Raw genomic sequence first — 14,942 nt, forward strand, 5'->3', positions numbered from 1 at the left:
GACGGATGGACCTGACGCACGACAGCGGACGCATCGGCCTGGGCGGCGAGCGGCGGCTGTTCGCCGCGCGGCTGATCACCGGACTGATCCAGGGCCTGGCGCTCTATGCGCTGTATTTCGCGGGCGAGCATGGCCTGTGGCCGCGCACCCAGCCGGCGGTGTTCGGGGCCCTGGCGCTGGCGGCCGGCTATGCGCCGGTGGTGGTGCTAGCGGGCGTCGGGCGGCTGTCGCCGCGCACCCTGGCGACCTGGACGGCGTCGGCGGCGCTGGTCCTGGCCCTGCTGGGTTGGCACGACGTGGACCGGCGGGTGCTGGACAGCTGGACCCAGCCGCCGTTCCTGAGCTTTCCGACGATGGCGTTCGGGGCGGCGGCCCTGTTCATCGCCCATCACCTGATCGCGCCGGCGGCGCGGGCCGGGCGCTGGATCGCGCCCTACGCCGACTATTTCGACACGGCGTGGAAGGCGGGGGTTCAGCTGGCGATGTCGCTGGCCTTCACCGGGACGTTCTGGCTGCTGCTGCACCTGGGGGCCTCGCTGTTCGGGGTGATCGGGATCGACGCCCTGGGCGACCTGCTGGGCCAGGCGTGGTTCGCCATGCCGGTGCTGTGCCTGGCCTTCGCCACGGCGGTGCAGCTGACCGACGTGCGCGACGGCCTGATCCGGGGCGTGCGGACGGTGGCGCTGATGCTGCTGTCGTGGTTGCTGCCGGTGATGGCGGTGCTGACCGCCGGCTTCCTGGCGGCCCTGCCCTTCACCGGGCTGGAGGGTCTGTGGGGCACGCGCAGCGCGACGGCCCTGGTGCTGTCGGCGGCGGCGGCGCTGATCGTGCTGATCAACACCGCCTATCAGGACGGGCGGCCCGACAATCGGCCGCCGACGGCGCTGCGCTGGACGGCGCGGGTCGGGGGCGTGCTGCTGGTCCCCCTGGTCGGCCTGGCCTTCTGGGGCCTGATGCTGCGGATCGGCCAGCACGGGCTGACGCCGGACCGGATCATCGCCCTGGCCTGCGCCGGGGTCGGGGCGGCCTATGCGGCCGGCTATCTGCTGGCGGCCGTGCGGCGGGGCGACTGGATGAAGCCGCTGGAGCGGACGAACCTGGCCGCCGCCGTGCTGTCGGTCGCGGTCATCCTGGCCCTGTTCAGCCCCCTGCTGGACCCGGCGCGCCTGGCCGTCGCCGACCAGACGGCGCGGCTGGAGCGCGGCGCGGTGGCGGCCGGGGATTTCGATTTCGACTTCCTGCGCTTCGAGAGCGGCAAGGCCGGCCGGGCCGCGCTGGACCGGCTGACGCGATCGGGAGATGCGCAGGTGGCCGGGCTGGCCCAGGCGGCCAAGCAGCGAGACAGGCGCGTGTTCGACAGTCCCGCCGAGCTGCGGCGCCAGGCCCGAGACGTGCGCCTCGTCGCCGTCGACGGCCAGACCGTGCCGGAGAGCTTCGCCGCCCAGACGCAAGCCCTGTCCGACCTGCTGATCTTCTGCGGCCGCGAGCAGGCCTGCGTGCTGCGCCGCCTCGATCTCGACGGCGACGGCGGGGACGAGGTCCTGGTCGCGACGGCCCGCATGGTGATGGCGTTCGGCCAGGGCGAGGACGGACGGTGGCTGGCGCTGGGCCGGTACGCCTCCGCCTGCGATCCTGGGGCGCGCGACGGGATCGAGCCGGATTTCCGGAAGGGCGTCGCCACGGCCCCCGGGGCCCTGCCCGACCTGGTGGTCGGCGGGCGGCGGATGCAGCTGCAACCGGAAACCCGCTGCGAGAAGGCCGATTAACCCGCCGGTCACCACGCCCCACAACGCCATTTTCACCTCGTCGCCGTAGAAATCGTCCCGAAACGAGCCAGGCCGTCCGAGGCCGGCCGCCGGTGATGACGAGGTTTCCATGGCCAAGACCGTTCTGGTCGTCGACGATGATCCGACCCAGCGCCGCCTGATCCAGGCGGTGCTGGAACGCGACGGCTATGCGGTCGTGCACGCCTCCGGCGGGGGCGAGGCCATCGACCGGATGACGCGCGGCGGCGGCGCCGACGTGGTGCTGCTGGACATGGTGATGCCCGAGATGTCGGGCATGGAGTGCCTGGCCGAACTGCGCAGCGCGGGAGTGACCACGCCGGTGATCGTGCTGACCGCCAACGCCGGGGTCGAGGCGGTGGTCAAGGCCATGCAGGCCGGCGCCCAGGACTTCTTCGTCAAGCCGGTCAGCCCCGAGCGGCTGCTGATCGGGGTGTCCAACGCGCTGCAGCTGACGCAGCTGAGCGCCGAGGTCGGCCGCCTGACCAAGAAGGCGCAAGGGCGCGCCAGCTTCGACGACATCGTGGGCGACAGCGCGCCGATGCGCCTGGTCAAGGCGCTGGGCGCGCGGGCGGCCAAGTCGTCCATCCCCGTGCTGATCACCGGCGAGAGCGGCGTCGGCAAGGAGGTCATCGCCCGCGCCCTGCACGGCGCCAGCGACCGGGCGGGCAAGCCGTTCGTGGCGGTCAACTGCGGCGCCCTGCCCGCCAATCTGGCCGAGTCGATCCTGTTCGGTCACGAGAAGGGGGCCTTCACCGGGGCGGTGGAGAAGACCCTGGGCAAGTTCCGCGAGGCGGACGGCGGCACCCTGTTCCTGGACGAGATCGGCGAACTGCCGCTGGACCTTCAGGTCAAGCTGCTGCGCGCGCTGCAGGAGGGCGAGATCGACCCCGTCGGCGGCAAGCGGCCGGTGAAGATCGACGTGCGCATCGTCTCGGCCACCAATCGCGATCCGGACCAGCAGGTCAAGGACGGCGCCTTCCGCGAAGACCTGTTCTACCGGCTGAACGTCTTTCCGATCGAGGCCCCGTCGCTGCGCGACCGACGCGAGGACATCCCCGCCCTGGTCGAGCACTTCATCGCCCGCTTCAACGCCGAGGAGGGCAAGCGCGTCGCCGGCTGCGCGCCCGAGACCCTGGCCATGCTGCAGGGGTTCGACTGGCCCGGAAACGTGCGCCAGCTGGAGAATGCGGTGTTCCGCGCCATCGTCCTGGCCGACGCGCCCTTCCTGCAGCCGCACGACTTCCCCGCCATCTCGGGCGTCGCCGCGCCGATGCCCCAGGTCCAGGTCCAGGTCCAGGCCCAGTCCCAGGCTCAGGCCCCGGCGCCGGCGCCGGCCTATGGGGACCTGCCGCCCCTGCCCGACCAGCCGATCCGCATCCTGGACGACCGGGGCCATCTGCGGACCCTGGACGACATCGAACGCGACCTGATTCAGCACGCCATCGAGGTCTATTCCGGCCACATGAGCGAGATCGCCCGCCGCCTGGGGATCGGGCGCTCGACGCTGTACCGCAAGGTGCGCGAACAGGGGCTGGAGGGGCAGCTGAAGGAGGCGGGGTGATTACTCCCCCGGTCTAGGCCGCTTCTAAAAACGCCTGCACGCTCCCAACTCCGTCATCCTCGCGGTCCGATCCTCGGGTCAAGCCCGAGATGACGGAGAGGGGCGTCACTCGTCCTTCTTACGCCCCCGCCGACGCTTCGGCTCCTCGCCCTTGGCCTTGGCGGTGATTTCCTTGAGCTTCCTGCCCTGCATGGCCGACAGCGCCTGGCCTGGCGCGCCCTTTTCGGGGTCGGCGAAGGCGCGGCCGTGGGTCTTGACGCGGTCGCTGACGGACTCGAGGAACTCGCCCTCCCATTCGGACAGCGAAACGCCCGCCTTCTCGGCCGAGCGGCGGGCGCGTTTCAGGGCGTTGAGGGCGGCGCGTTTGGCGGCTTCGCGTTGCGCCTCGAAGGGGCTGGGCGGCGTCTTGGAGCCGCCCCCCTTGAGGCCGCCCGGGCGCGAGAGGCCTCCGCCTGGCTTGAAGGGCGTGCGCTTCAAGCCCGGGCGCCTCAGACCTCGCCAAGGGCGGAGAGGTAGAGGTCCAGGATCGCCTCCTCCTCCTGGCGCTTGGCCTTGTCCTGCTTCCTGATGCGGATGACCTTGCGCAGGACCTTGACGTCATAGCCCTCGCCCTTGGCCTCGGCGAAGACCTCTTTCATGTCGGTCATGACGGCCTGCTTGTCCTCCTCGAGCCGCTCCAGCCGCTCGATGATGGTGCGCAGGCGGCCCTGGGCCGTGGCGGTCAAGACGTCGGGCGAGGCGTCGAAGGCGGCGTCGTCGGCCATGAGGGAGAACTCCAGAAATCAGGCGCGGACGCTAACCATGCCGGCCCGCGCGGCTCAACCGCGAACACGAAAAAGGCCGCGGACAACATCCGCAGCCTGTGGATCGTCAGCGAGATCCCGTGCGCGCGCGCCGCCGAAGCGGCGCACGGAAACAGGGCTGATCAGCCCTGCTTGGCCTTGAAGCGCGGGTCGGTCTTGTTGATGACATAGACCCGGCCCTTGCGACGCACGACCTTGCAGTCGCGGTGACGGGTCTTCAGGGACTTGAGCGAGCTGCGGACCTTCATGGTCGGACGTCCTGAGAGAAACCAATAGAAAAGCCGCTGACCCGTGGGATCGCGGCGGAGGCGGTGCGTATAGAGAGGCGACTCCCGCGCGTCAAGCCGAAAGGGCGTGAATCCCGCCGTCCTTCTCCCTCCCCGCTTGGGGAAGGCGAAGCCGGGTGGGGAGGGTGGAGGGGCCCGACCTGCCGACGATCCGTCGCGCGGCCTGCCGGCCGGCCCCACCCGGTCGCTGCGCGACCACCCTCCCCGGACGGGGAGGGAGATTCAAGACGTGCTCCAGCAGCCGGAGGGGCGTTAGCACGCCCAACGTGCTCAAGTAGCCCGAAGGGCGATAGCACAAGAAAATATGGAGGCCTGACCTCCGAGTCGAACGGAGGGTTTACGGGGTTGCACGCCCGTCGCGTCGCCACTCCGCCATCAGGCCGTCAGAGGGAACGGTGCGCTATTACGCCGCAGCGACCCAACAGGTCGAGAAAATTCAGGGTTAACAACGGCAAATGGGGAGGCGGGACGCACGATTTCGCGCGTCAGGCGTTTGACGGCCAAAGCGCGGCCTTCGCGCGGTTGTCATTTCCCCTGATGCGCGAGCCGCTTTAAGTTGATTCCCATGCGCTTTTCCTCCCGCCTGCTTCTGATCGGCTGCGTCTCGGCCTGTGCGCCCATGCTGCCGGAGCCGCCGCTTCCGACCCTGCCCGCCCCCGCGCCGTCGCCCGCGTCCCAGACGCCTGCGCCCCAGCCGGCGCCCGCCCCGACGACGCCGCCCCTGGCCGCCTATGACCAGCAGGGGTTCAACGGCTGGAAGCAGAGCTTCCTGGCCCGCGCCAGCAGCGCCCGGCGCGAGGCCTACGCCCGCGAGATGGAGGGGCTGACGCCCGATCCCAGCGTGGTGCGCCTGGACCGCAACCAGCCGGAGTTCTCGCGCCCCGCCGGCGTCTATGTGCAGAACGCGGCCACGCCGGTCCGCATCGCCCAGGCCAAGCAGCGCATCGATCGCGTGCCGTGGTCGGTGGTGCAGCGGTTCGGCGTGCCCAGTGAGATCCTGGTCGGGATCTGGGCGCAGGAGAGCGCCTTCGGCCAGGTGCAGGGCGACTATGACGTGATCCGCTCGCTGGCCACCCTGGCCTATGACGGGCGCCGCCGCGAATGGGCCGAGGGGCAGTTGAAGCACGCCCTGGACATCGTCGTGGACGGCCGGCGCGAGCGCGCGGGGCTGAAGGGCAGTTGGGCCGGGGCCATGGGCCAGACCCAGTTCATGCCCGACAACTATCTGCGGCTGGGCGTCGACCAGGACGGCGACGGCCATGTCGACATCTGGGGCGACGACGCCGACGCCCTGGCCTCGGCCGCCAACCTGCTGGCCCAGGCCGGATGGAAGCGCGGCCAGACCTGGGGCTATGAGGTGACGCTGCCGGCGGGGTTCGACTACGCCGAGGCGGAAGGGCCCAGGCACGACTGGGCCTACTGGGCCGCCAAGGGCGTGCGCCTGGCCCAGGGCGGGACGCCGAACGGCGCCGAGGCGCGCGAGGAGGCGACGATCCTGTTGCCCCAGGGCGCGAACGGTCCGGCCTTCCTGGCCCTGCCCAACCACTATGTGATCCGCCGCTACAACAACTCGGTCTCCTATGCGCTGGCCATCGGGCTGATCGCGGACGGAGTTCAGGGCAAGCCCGCCCTGACCAAGGCGTGGCCCAACGACGCGCCGCTGACCCGCGACCAGCGCATCGGCGCCCAGAACGCCCTGACGCGGATGGGATACGACACCAAGGGCGTCGACGGCGTCATCGGCGCCAACACCCGCGCGGCGCTGCGTCGCTGGCAACTGGCCAACGGACGGACGGCCGACGGCTATCTGACGGCGGATCTGGCGGACGAGCTCATCCGAAAGGCGGAATAGGCGCGCGAAAGCGTCCCCGCCGTTCCGGGCGGAGTTGTTGGAGGGCTGGGCGGAGCGCCGGGCCTTCGCCCGGAGGTCTGTGTGTTGATTACCGTTTCGACGAAGTTCGACGCTCCGCGCGGATGATTTTGGCTACAAGCTCGGGGCGCCGAGTGGTGGCGGTCTTATCGCCTAACCCCATAAGCCTGCGGCGGGCCGGCGGTCTCTGCGAAGACCGTCCGGGTGCGGCCGAGTATCCCCCTCGACCCTCCAGGCGCTCTGGTATCGGTATGCCGATTGTGCGCCGTTTGGCGCGGGTCGTTGCAGACCCGCCCCCGCTCCATCCGCTCCCGCCGCCGCAAGGTCGCAGGCCTTACGAGCCCTCCGGTGCGACGGGACGGGGAGGATCATACGGCCGTTTCCAACCCAGGCGGGATGATTGGGGCGAGAATCGGGGAAGGGGCTGGAATCGTTGGGATCGGACCAGCGTCAGTAGGAGAGTTGGCGGGTTCAACCTCGCATTCCCGCTCATCCCCTACCCCGTCATCCTCGGGCTTGACCCGAGGATCGGAGGTTCAGCCGCTGGCGCCATGAAGGCGACGCACAGACCGATCCGCGCCCGATCCTCGGGTCAAGCCCGAGGATGACGGAGGGAGGGTGCGAGAGGATGACGGGAGGGAGTGGAGTCCGCCCCTCTCCCTCCCCTTCATGGGGAGGGGCGGTCGCGTCAGCGATCGGTGTGGGGCCCGAAAGGGCGTGAGCGGGGTCTGACGCTTCCCCACCCGGGCTTCGCGTCGCTCCGCCGTCCCTCCCCCGGCATTGGGTAGCAAACACACCTAAGGCTGATTTTGGCGTTGAAGCCGAAATCTAGGGCCTTTATCGGCGTCTAATGGACGAAGACGCCAAGTTGGCCCTGCGCCTCACCAAGATATACGCAAAGCTGTTGGGGGAACGCGAGCGGCTCCTGAAGCCGCCGAAGTATATCACCCGCCTAATCCCGGAACGGCGAGCATACGAAGCCGCCCAAGCCGAGCGAGATCAGCGCGCAGGCGAGATCGACGGCGCATTGCCTCACCTCGCCTACGTCATCCAGATGCTTGACCCCCTGGCCGATCTCAACAAGGTCAAGCCGATCCGGCCCAAGGCCTTGAACCGGGTCGAAATGCCCAATGGCATCTCTGGGACGGCGATGGACATCGTCAGGGAAGCTGATGAGCCACTCGCCCCTTCTGAAATCGTAGACATTATGGGCTACCAGTTCGGGCTGGACCTCTCTTCGGTCCGCGAACGGCAACGCTACTACGACGCGATAAACCAGGCCTTCGCCGGAACCTTCCGGGATGACTTGATCGAACACCCTGGCCACCTGCCGGACAATCCCGGCTGGCGACGACGCTGGTCGTGGCGGCACCGGCCTTCCGGCGGAAAGTCCTAGCGGCGTCGACGGGGGAAGACGGGAGCGGCCACTTCGGGCCAGGTGCTGACTACCTCATCACGGAAGCGGCGACGCCGGCGGTGCAGCCCCTTGGTATAATCGTTGGCGTTGGGCCTGACCAAGTTCATCGGGCTCGCAGTCGCGCTCAGAATGATCCGCTCCATGTCGCGCACATACCCGCACGACTTGAAGCCGATGACGACGTTCTCGCGCATCCATCCAGTCAGGTGCCCTTCAAGCAGAGCCCGCTCTTCTTGTGCCGGAGCAGCCGGGAGCCGGCCGAGATCGAACTGGACCGCCAGCAGCGTTTCACGCAGCGGCGACGCGCGAACGGTCCCCGCCAGATGCTCCAGCAGGCGGCCTCGGATACCGTAGGTTTCCCCGGTATAGATGTGGCTGGCCCCGTCATGCACCCAAAGGGGCAGGTCAGGCTGCTCGACGAAGCCGCTGGCTGCCAACAGCCCCGTCTCGTCGCGCGCGAACAGCGCATACACGCCCGGTCCGTTGGGCACGGCGTCCGGCTTGGCCAGGAAGGTGTCGGCGCTCAAGAACGTCCATTCTTCGCGCCACGCCTTTTCACGCGTTTGGCGGGGTTTGAACTCGATCAACTTCCCGCCCTTCTTGATGAAGTCGATCCGCCCCTTCCGGGGAGCCGGCTTCCATTGCGCCACGCTGCCGTCTGGCTGGCACACCGGGAGGAACCGCTTGCGCCCTTGGAAATAGCCCGCAAGCGGCGAACGACGGGGCTTGCTCATCCAGGTCATCAGTTCGGTGAAAGCCCGCCCCGCCGGCTTCTTGCCCTTGCCGAGAGTCCATGCCGCCTCGGCGGCATAGAGGTCGAGGTAGTTCTGCGCGATGTGCCGATGCGTCCGGCCCATCACGCGCATGAGCGCCCACAGGGTTTCGATCGCGTTGGTGCAGGCCTCTGGGGTGTAGAAGGCTTGATTGTGATTGATCTGAAAAACCTGGAAGCGGCCGCGCATCGGTTTGAACCCGGACGCCTTGTCGGCGAACACCTTTGACCCCGGTTCGATCACCTCGCAGATAAACGGCCGGGCGTGCGCCTCCTGCTTGGCGACCCATGTCAGGATGGCGCCGTCACGCTGGCGGGCACCGACCACGGCGAACGCTCGATCATTCGCGCGGTAAGGAATCTTCCGCAGGTCCTTCCGAGTCTTCTTCATGTTCTTCGGACGGACGTATCCTCCGTGGTAGGAGGCATCGATCTCGACCTCACCGCCGAGTTTCTGGAGGCTGGCGTGGTGGGCGATGGCTTCCCGCAGCTTATGCACCCACAGCAACACCGTCTTATAGTTGAGGCGCATCTGGCGAGCGATGGCGCGGGCGGTCAGGGCCTGCATGTTATCCGCGAAGAGCGAGATGATGGTCATCAACTTGCGGAACGTCAGCTTACGGTAAGCCCAAGGGGTGTCCGTCGTGTCGGAGAACTGACGGTGGCACTTCTTACACTTGTAGAGCCGCCGGCACTTGAACGTGTTCACGGCGTCGGTGTTGCACCGCTGGCAAGTCGGTCGCCCGCCGAACTCGGCCCAGCGGAACTTGGCGAACTGGGCGCGCGCCTCCTCTTCCGTCCAATCCCAGACGTCGAAAGGCATCAAGGCTGTTGCCCGGCCCATATGATCGACGTCTGGGATCAATATCCAAAATCGATACGTTCGTAACGATTTTGGCTATATGTGTCGCCAATAACGAGGTCAAGATAAAAGCATCACTTTTAGATGCATTTGCCCCAAATGTGGTGGCGCCCTTCCTCACGCCTCAGCCTCGTTCTAAAACGAGAATCGGTCGACCCGGCCAAGAACCGCCTCCAATTCCGGAACCCAGCCTAATGACGGACGCCCCACCTGAGATCGGCAAGCGCGACTGGTCGGAAGTCGCCAAGTCGATGATCAAGGCCGAACTGAAGGGGCGGAATATGACCTACGCCCACCTTGTGGATGCCTTGGCGGCGGTCGGCGTCAAGGAGACCGAGGCGAACCTGAGGAACAAGATCAGCAGGGGCAACTTTTCGGCCGCATTCTTCCTCCAAACCTTGGATGCGATTGGCTGCACCTTGGTCCCGGCGGTTCCGGCGGGGATGACTGTCATCAGAGGGCGGGCGCGGACGGGGCCGGTGATCTCCAGCCTTTATCGGCAACGTGCCGATGAATTTAATGCCCGCCAACAGCGCGAGACCGAAGAAGACAACTGATCCTGCCGGTCAGTTCCAGAACGTCAAATGGGATCGCTGCCGCCGCGATCGCGGAGGGCTTCGTAAAGCTGGCCCGGCCCGAGCAGCACGTCCTTCATGTCGTCGCGCACGCGCTGGGAATCCAGCGCCTGCTTACTCATGGCCTGGTGCGCCGCCAGGGCGTCCATGATGGCGTTCATCATCTCGTCCCGCAGGGTGGGCGAGTTGGCGAACTGGGCCTTGGTGTTGTTGCGAGCCTGGGTCGCCAGTTCCTCGGACTCCAGCAGCTTCCCCTTGATGACGTCGTTGACGTAGACCAGCTTGTCATCGTCCGTCAGGTCGCCCTCGAAGAGGTCGTTGACGCGCGCGATGATCTCGTCGAGGCGAGCCTTTTCCTTCTCGTGGATGCCCCCGGACCCCGCCTCGGCGACGCCGGTCAGCTTCGGCGCCTCGCCCGTGGGGTAGAGCAGGTTCCGCTGGCCCTGATCCTTTAGCGAGTGGTGGGTCAACCGGACGCCGGTGAGATCGACGCCCTCGCGTTCCCGCCCAAAGGCGAGAAGCGGCAGCAGGCGCCGGTAAAAGATCGCGCGCTTCTCGACGTCGGTGCTGCCGTAGTCGACGATCTGACTCAGGAAGCTGTAGAGGCGCAGGTAGGCCGCCATGTCGCCCTTGAAGAGATCCAGCGCCGACATGTGATCCATGGCCTCGGCCATCGCCGTCTCGTTGCCGGTGGATCGAGCGAGGTTGTAGGCCTGCTTGGCGCCGTTGAAGGCTTTCAGCAGCCGATCGGCCACAGGCTCAATGGCGGCGATCAGTTCCGACTGCTTGGCGTTCGGGGCGAGTTCGACGCGGACGACGCGCTCGACCTCGAAATCGTCGTAGTGCCCGGCGGCGTCCAGCTTCGCCCTGATGTCGAAGATCAGGTTGGGGTCGGTGGCGCTCTCCAGTTCCGCCGTCTCGTGGTAGGTCTGGAAGGCCTTCAGGACCTCGTCCGAGCTGTTCACGAAGTCGAGGATGTAGGTCGTGTCCTTGCCCGGATGGGCGCGGTTCAGGCGCGAGAGGGTCTGCACCGCCTGGATGCCCGCCAGCCGGCGATCGACATACATGCCGCACAGCAGCGGCTGGTCGAAGCCCGTCTGAAATTTGTTGGCGACGAGCAGCAGGTGGTAGTCCGGCCCGGCGAAGGCGTCGCGGATGTCGCGCCCCTTTAGGCCGGGGTTCAAGTCCGGGCTCGTCTCGGTGAACGGCTCGAAGCCGGATTCCTTGTCGTTCACCTCTCCTGAGAAGGCGACGAGGGTACCCAGCTTATAGCCCCGGTCTGCGATGTATTTGTTGATCGCTAGCTGCCAGCGGACCGCCTCCTGGCGGCTGCCCAGCACCACCATCGCCTTGGCCTTGCCACCGAGGAGCGGCTGGACGTTCTCCCGGTAGTGCTCGACGACGATCTGGACCTTTTGGCTGATGTTGTAGGGATGCAGCCGGACCCATCGCATGATCGCCTTGCCGGCGGCGTCGCGCTCGACCTCCTTTTCGTCCCAGTCGCGGCCGTTGTGGGCCAGCCGGAACGCCAGCCGGTAGGGCGTGTAGTTCTTCAGGACGTCGAGGATGAAGCCTTCCTCGATCGCCTGCCGCATCGAGTAGACGTGGAAGGGGACCGGCAGGCCGTCCGGACCTGGCCGCCCGAACAGTTCGATGGTCTTGGCCTTGGGCGTCGCGGTGAAGGCGACGTAGGTGATGCCTGTGTCGCTGGCGCGGCCCGCCATCTTGGCGGCCAGGATGTCCTCGTTTGACACCTCGCCACCGTCAGCGAGCGCCGCCGCTTCCTCGGCCGAGAGCAGTTCCTTCAGCTTGGCCGCCGCCTCGCCGGTCTGGCTGGAGTGGGCCTCGTCGGCGATGACTGCGAAAGCCTTGCCCTCGGTGGCCGCCAGGTCGCGGACGGCCTCGATGGCGAAGGGAAAAGTCTGGATCGTGCAGACGATCACCTTCTTGCCGGCAGCCAGCGCCTTGGCCAGTTGGCCGCTCTTGGAGCCGCTCTCGCTCTTGATCGTCTCGACGACACCCTGGACCCGCTGGAAGTCGAACAGCGCCTCCTGGAGCTGGCTGTCGATGACGTTGCGGTCGGAGACGACGATGACGCTGCTGAACAGCTTATTGTCATCGGCGTCGTGCAGTTCGGACAGGAAGTGGGCCGACCAAGCGATGGAGTTGGTCTTGCCCGAGCCGGCGGAGTGCTGGATCAGGAACCGCCCGCCGGGACCTTCCTCCAGCACCTTGGCGGTCAGCTTCCTCGTCGCGTCGAGCTGGTGATAGCGCGGGAAGATCGCCCCCATGATCCGCTTCTTGGCGTCCCGCTTGGTCACCATGTAGCGGCCGAGAATCTCCAGCCAGCTATCGCGCTGCCAGATCTCCTTCCAGAGGTAGGCCGTGGGGTGTCCAGGTCCATCAGACGGGTTGCCCTTGCCGCCGTGGTCGCCACGGTTGAACGGCAAGAAGCGCGTCGCCGGCCCTTCCAGCCGGGTGGTCATTTCGACCTCGCGGTTGCTCACCGCGAAGTGCACGAGGGCGCCGCCGGGGAAGGCGAGAAGAGGCTCGACCGGGCCGCTCTTGGTCTTGGGCAGCCGGTCGAAGCGATACTGATCGACGGCGTCGCGGACGCTCTGAGTGAAGTCGGTCTTCAGTTCCGCCGTCGCGACCGGAATCCCATTCAGATAGAGCACCAGGTCGATGCAGTTCTCGTTGACCGTTGAGTAGCGCACCTGCCGGACCACCCGCAGCCGGTTCGCCTCGTAGCGCCGCGTGATGTCGGGGTTCATGCCCATGGCGGGCCGGAACTGGGCCATCGCAAGACGCGCTCGCGCGCCCACGATGTCGAGTCCGTTGCGCAGAACATCCAGCACGCCGCGCTCGTCCAGCGACTTGCGCAGCCGGTCGGCGAGGACGCCTGCGGCAGCGGCGCCATGCGTCTTGTAAAGGGCCGCCCAGGCGTCGGGCTGGGTCTGCTCCACCCAAGCCGCCAGGTCCGGGGTGAACAACGCGCGCCGACGGTCGTGGTGGACGTAGTCCCCGGCGTCGTGGTGCCAGCCGTGAGCCGCGAGATACTCGCAGACCTCGGTTTCGAAGCTGATTTCCTTGTGAAGGCTCACAACCCGGCCTTCCCGGTCAGCACCTCTAGATGCTGGGCTTCCCACTCCTTGTAGGTCGCTCCACCGCCTTCCAGCCGCCACTCAAGGGTGCCGTTCGCGGGCCGGCCGTTCACCACGGCGGCGGCGGCGCTGGGACTTTTGAACGCGTAGTCCTTGGTGAACTCGCAGGCGCTGCCGCGGGTCGCCAGCACACCCATTCTCTGGAGTTCGTCGCGCAGGAGAGCGTAGCCGCTCGTTTCCGTATTTCGGCCCTCCCAACTGGCTCGTGCGAGCGACCCCGCCTGAACGATGAAATCGCCACCGTCGAGCACAGCCGTCGCCCGCAGCTTGTGCCTCCGGTTCACCAGTTCGAAGCGAGTTGGGCTGGTGTCCGACGTCTCGACGGGATTCTGGCGGGCGGGCCGCGTCGCCTGAAGGAACATGTCGATCCGCAGGGCCGGCAACACCATGAAGAGGTAGTCGAGAAACGCTTCCATGTTTGCCTGAGCAGCCTCGGACAGGCCGGGTCGAGGAGGCGTGTTCCCGTTGTCCAGCGTCACGCGGCCTACGAGGCGTGCTTGTTCGACAAGGCGCGCTTCCAGATATTTTGCATGCGCCTTGTGCAGGTTGTTGGCTGCCGAAGTCACCAGCACCACGGTGGTCCACCAGTCCTTGCGGGTATCGTGGCTGCGGATGCGGTCGCTGATGTCCTCGCCCTCGCCGACGTAAGCGCGAGGTTCACCGTCATATTCGCCGAGGAGCAGATACACGCCCGTGTAGCCAGCCTCCTTCCGACTCAGCGCGGCTGCTAGCTGGGTTCGAGGTGCCATCAGGACGTGGCCTGTCCAGTTGAAAACCTCGGCCGTCAGCATGCCGTCAGGCCGGCCGTCGATAAAATAGAGTTCCAGCGAGCGGCCGGCCGTCACTCCGCCAGAGCCGGGCGCGAGAACGCTCATTCCGGCGCCTCGTAGCCCAGCTTGAGGGATTTCAGGTGCGGCTGGAGCGCCTTGTGCAGCCGGTTCATGGTGTCGACCTGCTGGGTCTGGATGGCGTCCCACTCGTCCTCGGGGGCGCGATAGCCGCCGGCGGTGACACGCGCCCGGATGCGGCTGGCGCGGCCATCGTCCAACCGCTCCCAACTGAGGGGGCCGCCGAAGGCCTGTTCGATCTCTTCCCGCCGGGCGAACAGTTGGTCGAAGATCGACTTGTTCTCGGCCTCCGATCCTTTGCCCCGGTCGATGTAGAGTTCGGCGCCGCAGTCCTGCTGAGTGATGACGTAATTCAACGGCAGGCCCCGCACGCCGGAGGTCACCCCGATCCAGGTCGACGGACCCGGCGTGATGTGGCTGTGCAGCTTGGCGTCGGGCCGGGCGACCAGGCGTGACCACCAATTCTGGCGCACGTCGTGGCGCTCGGCGAACTCACGTTTGCTGCGCGAGACGGCGGCCGTTTCGGCTGATGGGCCGACGATCAGCGTCAGCAGCGGCGCCGGCGGCGACACCCCGATCCGGACGGCCTCAACCTTCACCAGGTAGAAGTCCGAACTGCTCGACTCATTGAGCCAGGCGACCACCGAGACGTGCTCGGGGCGGGGCTCGGCGACGATCCAGATCGCCGTCTGAGCCTCCATGGCGACCATGTAGGTCAGCACCTTGCCCAGGTGGTCGTGGTTCGACTTCTCAAGCTGGTTCTCGATGATGACTTTGCCGCCGCTCTCGCGCTCGGCGACCAGGTCGATGCTGAAGCTGCCGGCAGCCTGCTCGCGCTCGACGTTGACCAGCGACAGGCCCAGCGCCTCGTTCAGGACGTCGATGTTGTCTTGGAGCCAGCGGGTGAAGTCATAGGCCTCGTGCCGCCACACCTCGCGCAGGGCGACGCGTTCCAGCTTTCCGATCCCAGGCGCGGCGGTTAGTTCGTTCACGGCG

General features: G+C 67.2%; 11 protein-coding genes and 1 pseudogene. 5 read left to right on the forward strand and 7 right to left on the reverse strand.

Features of this window, described 5'->3' with window-relative positions; all coding sequences use genetic code 11:
- The first annotated feature begins 5 nt into the window (after positions 1–5).
- Both M8231_RS10870 and M8231_RS10875 read left to right on the forward strand, forming a co-directional pair.
- Positions 6–1,766, forward strand: a complete 1,761-nt coding sequence (locus M8231_RS10870) for a DUF4153 domain-containing protein (RefSeq protein WP_250201456.1) — start codon at positions 6–8, stop codon at positions 1,764–1,766.
- Positions 1,767–1,875: 109 nt separating this feature from the next.
- Positions 1,876–3,348 (forward strand): sigma-54-dependent transcriptional regulator, encoded by a 1,473-nt coding sequence (locus M8231_RS10875; RefSeq protein WP_249749958.1) that lies wholly within the window; start codon positions 1,876–1,878, stop codon positions 3,346–3,348.
- Positions 3,349–3,453: 105 nt separating this feature from the next.
- Here the strand turns inward: M8231_RS10875 and M8231_RS10880 are convergent, their stop codons facing one another.
- The 3 genes from M8231_RS10880 to ykgO form a co-directional block, all read right to left on the reverse strand.
- Positions 3,454–3,825: a hypothetical protein gene (locus M8231_RS10880; protein WP_249749957.1), complete on the reverse strand. Its 372-nt coding sequence runs from the start codon at positions 3,823–3,825 to the stop codon at positions 3,454–3,456.
- An 11-nt stretch (positions 3,826–3,836) separates the two neighbouring features.
- Entirely contained in the window at positions 3,837–4,112 is a 276-nt protein-coding gene (gene gapR, locus M8231_RS10885; RefSeq protein WP_135063746.1) for a nucleoid-associated protein GapR, read from the reverse strand.
- A gap of 161 nt (positions 4,113–4,273) precedes the next feature.
- A complete protein-coding gene (gene ykgO / locus M8231_RS10890) occupies positions 4,274–4,399 on the reverse strand; it encodes a type B 50S ribosomal protein L36 (RefSeq protein WP_031448545.1) in 126 nt (41 codons plus the stop codon).
- Between the two features lie 604 nt (positions 4,400–5,003).
- Between ykgO and M8231_RS10895 the strand changes: the two genes are divergently transcribed.
- Both M8231_RS10895 and M8231_RS10900 read left to right on the forward strand, forming a co-directional pair.
- The gene (locus tag M8231_RS10895; protein WP_250201457.1) at positions 5,004–6,290 is read left to right on the forward strand and encodes a lytic murein transglycosylase; all 1,287 of its coding nucleotides are present in this window, start codon (positions 5,004–5,006) and stop codon (positions 6,288–6,290) included.
- 886 nt (positions 6,291–7,176) lie between these two features.
- Positions 7,177–7,704: a hypothetical protein gene (locus tag M8231_RS10900; RefSeq protein WP_250201458.1), complete on the forward strand. Its 528-nt coding sequence runs from the start codon at positions 7,177–7,179 to the stop codon at positions 7,702–7,704.
- On the opposite strand, the gene M8231_RS10905 is transcribed toward M8231_RS10900, so the two are convergent.
- On the reverse strand, positions 7,701–9,320 hold the full coding sequence (locus M8231_RS10905) for an IS1595 family transposase (RefSeq protein ID WP_250201459.1): 1,620 nt from the start codon (positions 9,318–9,320) through the stop codon (positions 7,701–7,703). The genes M8231_RS10900 and M8231_RS10905 overlap by 4 nt on opposite strands.
- Before the next feature lie 233 nt (positions 9,321–9,553).
- On the opposite strand from M8231_RS10905, the gene M8231_RS10910 reads away from it, so the two are divergent.
- Positions 9,554–9,916 carry a DUF6471 domain-containing protein gene (locus M8231_RS10910; protein WP_250201460.1) on the forward strand — a complete coding sequence of 121 codons (363 nt, stop codon included), beginning with the start codon at positions 9,554–9,556 and terminating at the stop codon, positions 9,914–9,916.
- A 302-nt stretch (positions 9,917–10,218) separates the two neighbouring features.
- On the opposite strand, the pseudogene M8231_RS10915 reads toward M8231_RS10910, so the two are convergent.
- The 3 genes and pseudogenes from M8231_RS10915 to M8231_RS10925 form a co-directional block, all read right to left on the reverse strand.
- Positions 10,219–13,038: pseudogene (locus M8231_RS10915) on the reverse strand (type I restriction endonuclease subunit R); the annotation flags it as partial.
- Complete coding sequence (locus M8231_RS10920) at positions 13,035–13,973, reverse strand: GIY-YIG nuclease family protein (protein WP_250201461.1); 939 nt, start codon at positions 13,971–13,973, stop codon at positions 13,035–13,037. The gene M8231_RS10920 and the pseudogene M8231_RS10915, both read right to left, overlap by 4 nt.
- Positions 13,970–14,938: a DUF4268 domain-containing protein gene (locus M8231_RS10925; RefSeq protein WP_250201462.1), complete on the reverse strand. Its 969-nt coding sequence runs from the start codon at positions 14,936–14,938 to the stop codon at positions 13,970–13,972. The genes M8231_RS10920 and M8231_RS10925 overlap by 4 nt, the downstream gene beginning before the upstream one ends.
- Positions 14,939–14,942 lie beyond the last annotated feature (4 nt).

This window comes from Brevundimonas albigilva, from assembly GCF_023573565.1.
Taxonomy (GTDB): domain Bacteria; phylum Pseudomonadota; class Alphaproteobacteria; order Caulobacterales; family Caulobacteraceae; genus Brevundimonas; species Brevundimonas albigilva.

Coding starts and splice junctions, on each gene's coding strand:
- M8231_RS10870 (WP_250201456.1), top strand. CDS start 6: ATGGACCTGACGCACGACAGCGGACGCATCGGCCTGGGCGGCGAGCGG.
- M8231_RS10875 (WP_249749958.1), top strand. CDS start 1,876: ATGGCCAAGACCGTTCTGGTCGTCGACGATGATCCGACCCAGCGCCGC.
- gapR (WP_135063746.1), bottom strand. CDS start 4,112: ATGGCCGACGACGCCGCCTTCGACGCCTCGCCCGACGTCTTGACCGCC.
- ykgO (WP_031448545.1), bottom strand. CDS start 4,399: ATGAAGGTCCGCAGCTCGCTCAAGTCCCTGAAGACCCGTCACCGCGAC.
- M8231_RS10895 (WP_250201457.1), top strand. CDS start 5,004: ATGCGCTTTTCCTCCCGCCTGCTTCTGATCGGCTGCGTCTCGGCCTGT.
- M8231_RS10905 (WP_250201459.1), bottom strand. CDS start 9,320: ATGCCTTTCGACGTCTGGGATTGGACGGAAGAGGAGGCGCGCGCCCAG.
- M8231_RS10910 (WP_250201460.1), top strand. CDS start 9,554: ATGACGGACGCCCCACCTGAGATCGGCAAGCGCGACTGGTCGGAAGTC.
- M8231_RS10920 (WP_250201461.1), bottom strand. CDS start 13,973: ATGAGCGTTCTCGCGCCCGGCTCTGGCGGAGTGACGGCCGGCCGCTCG.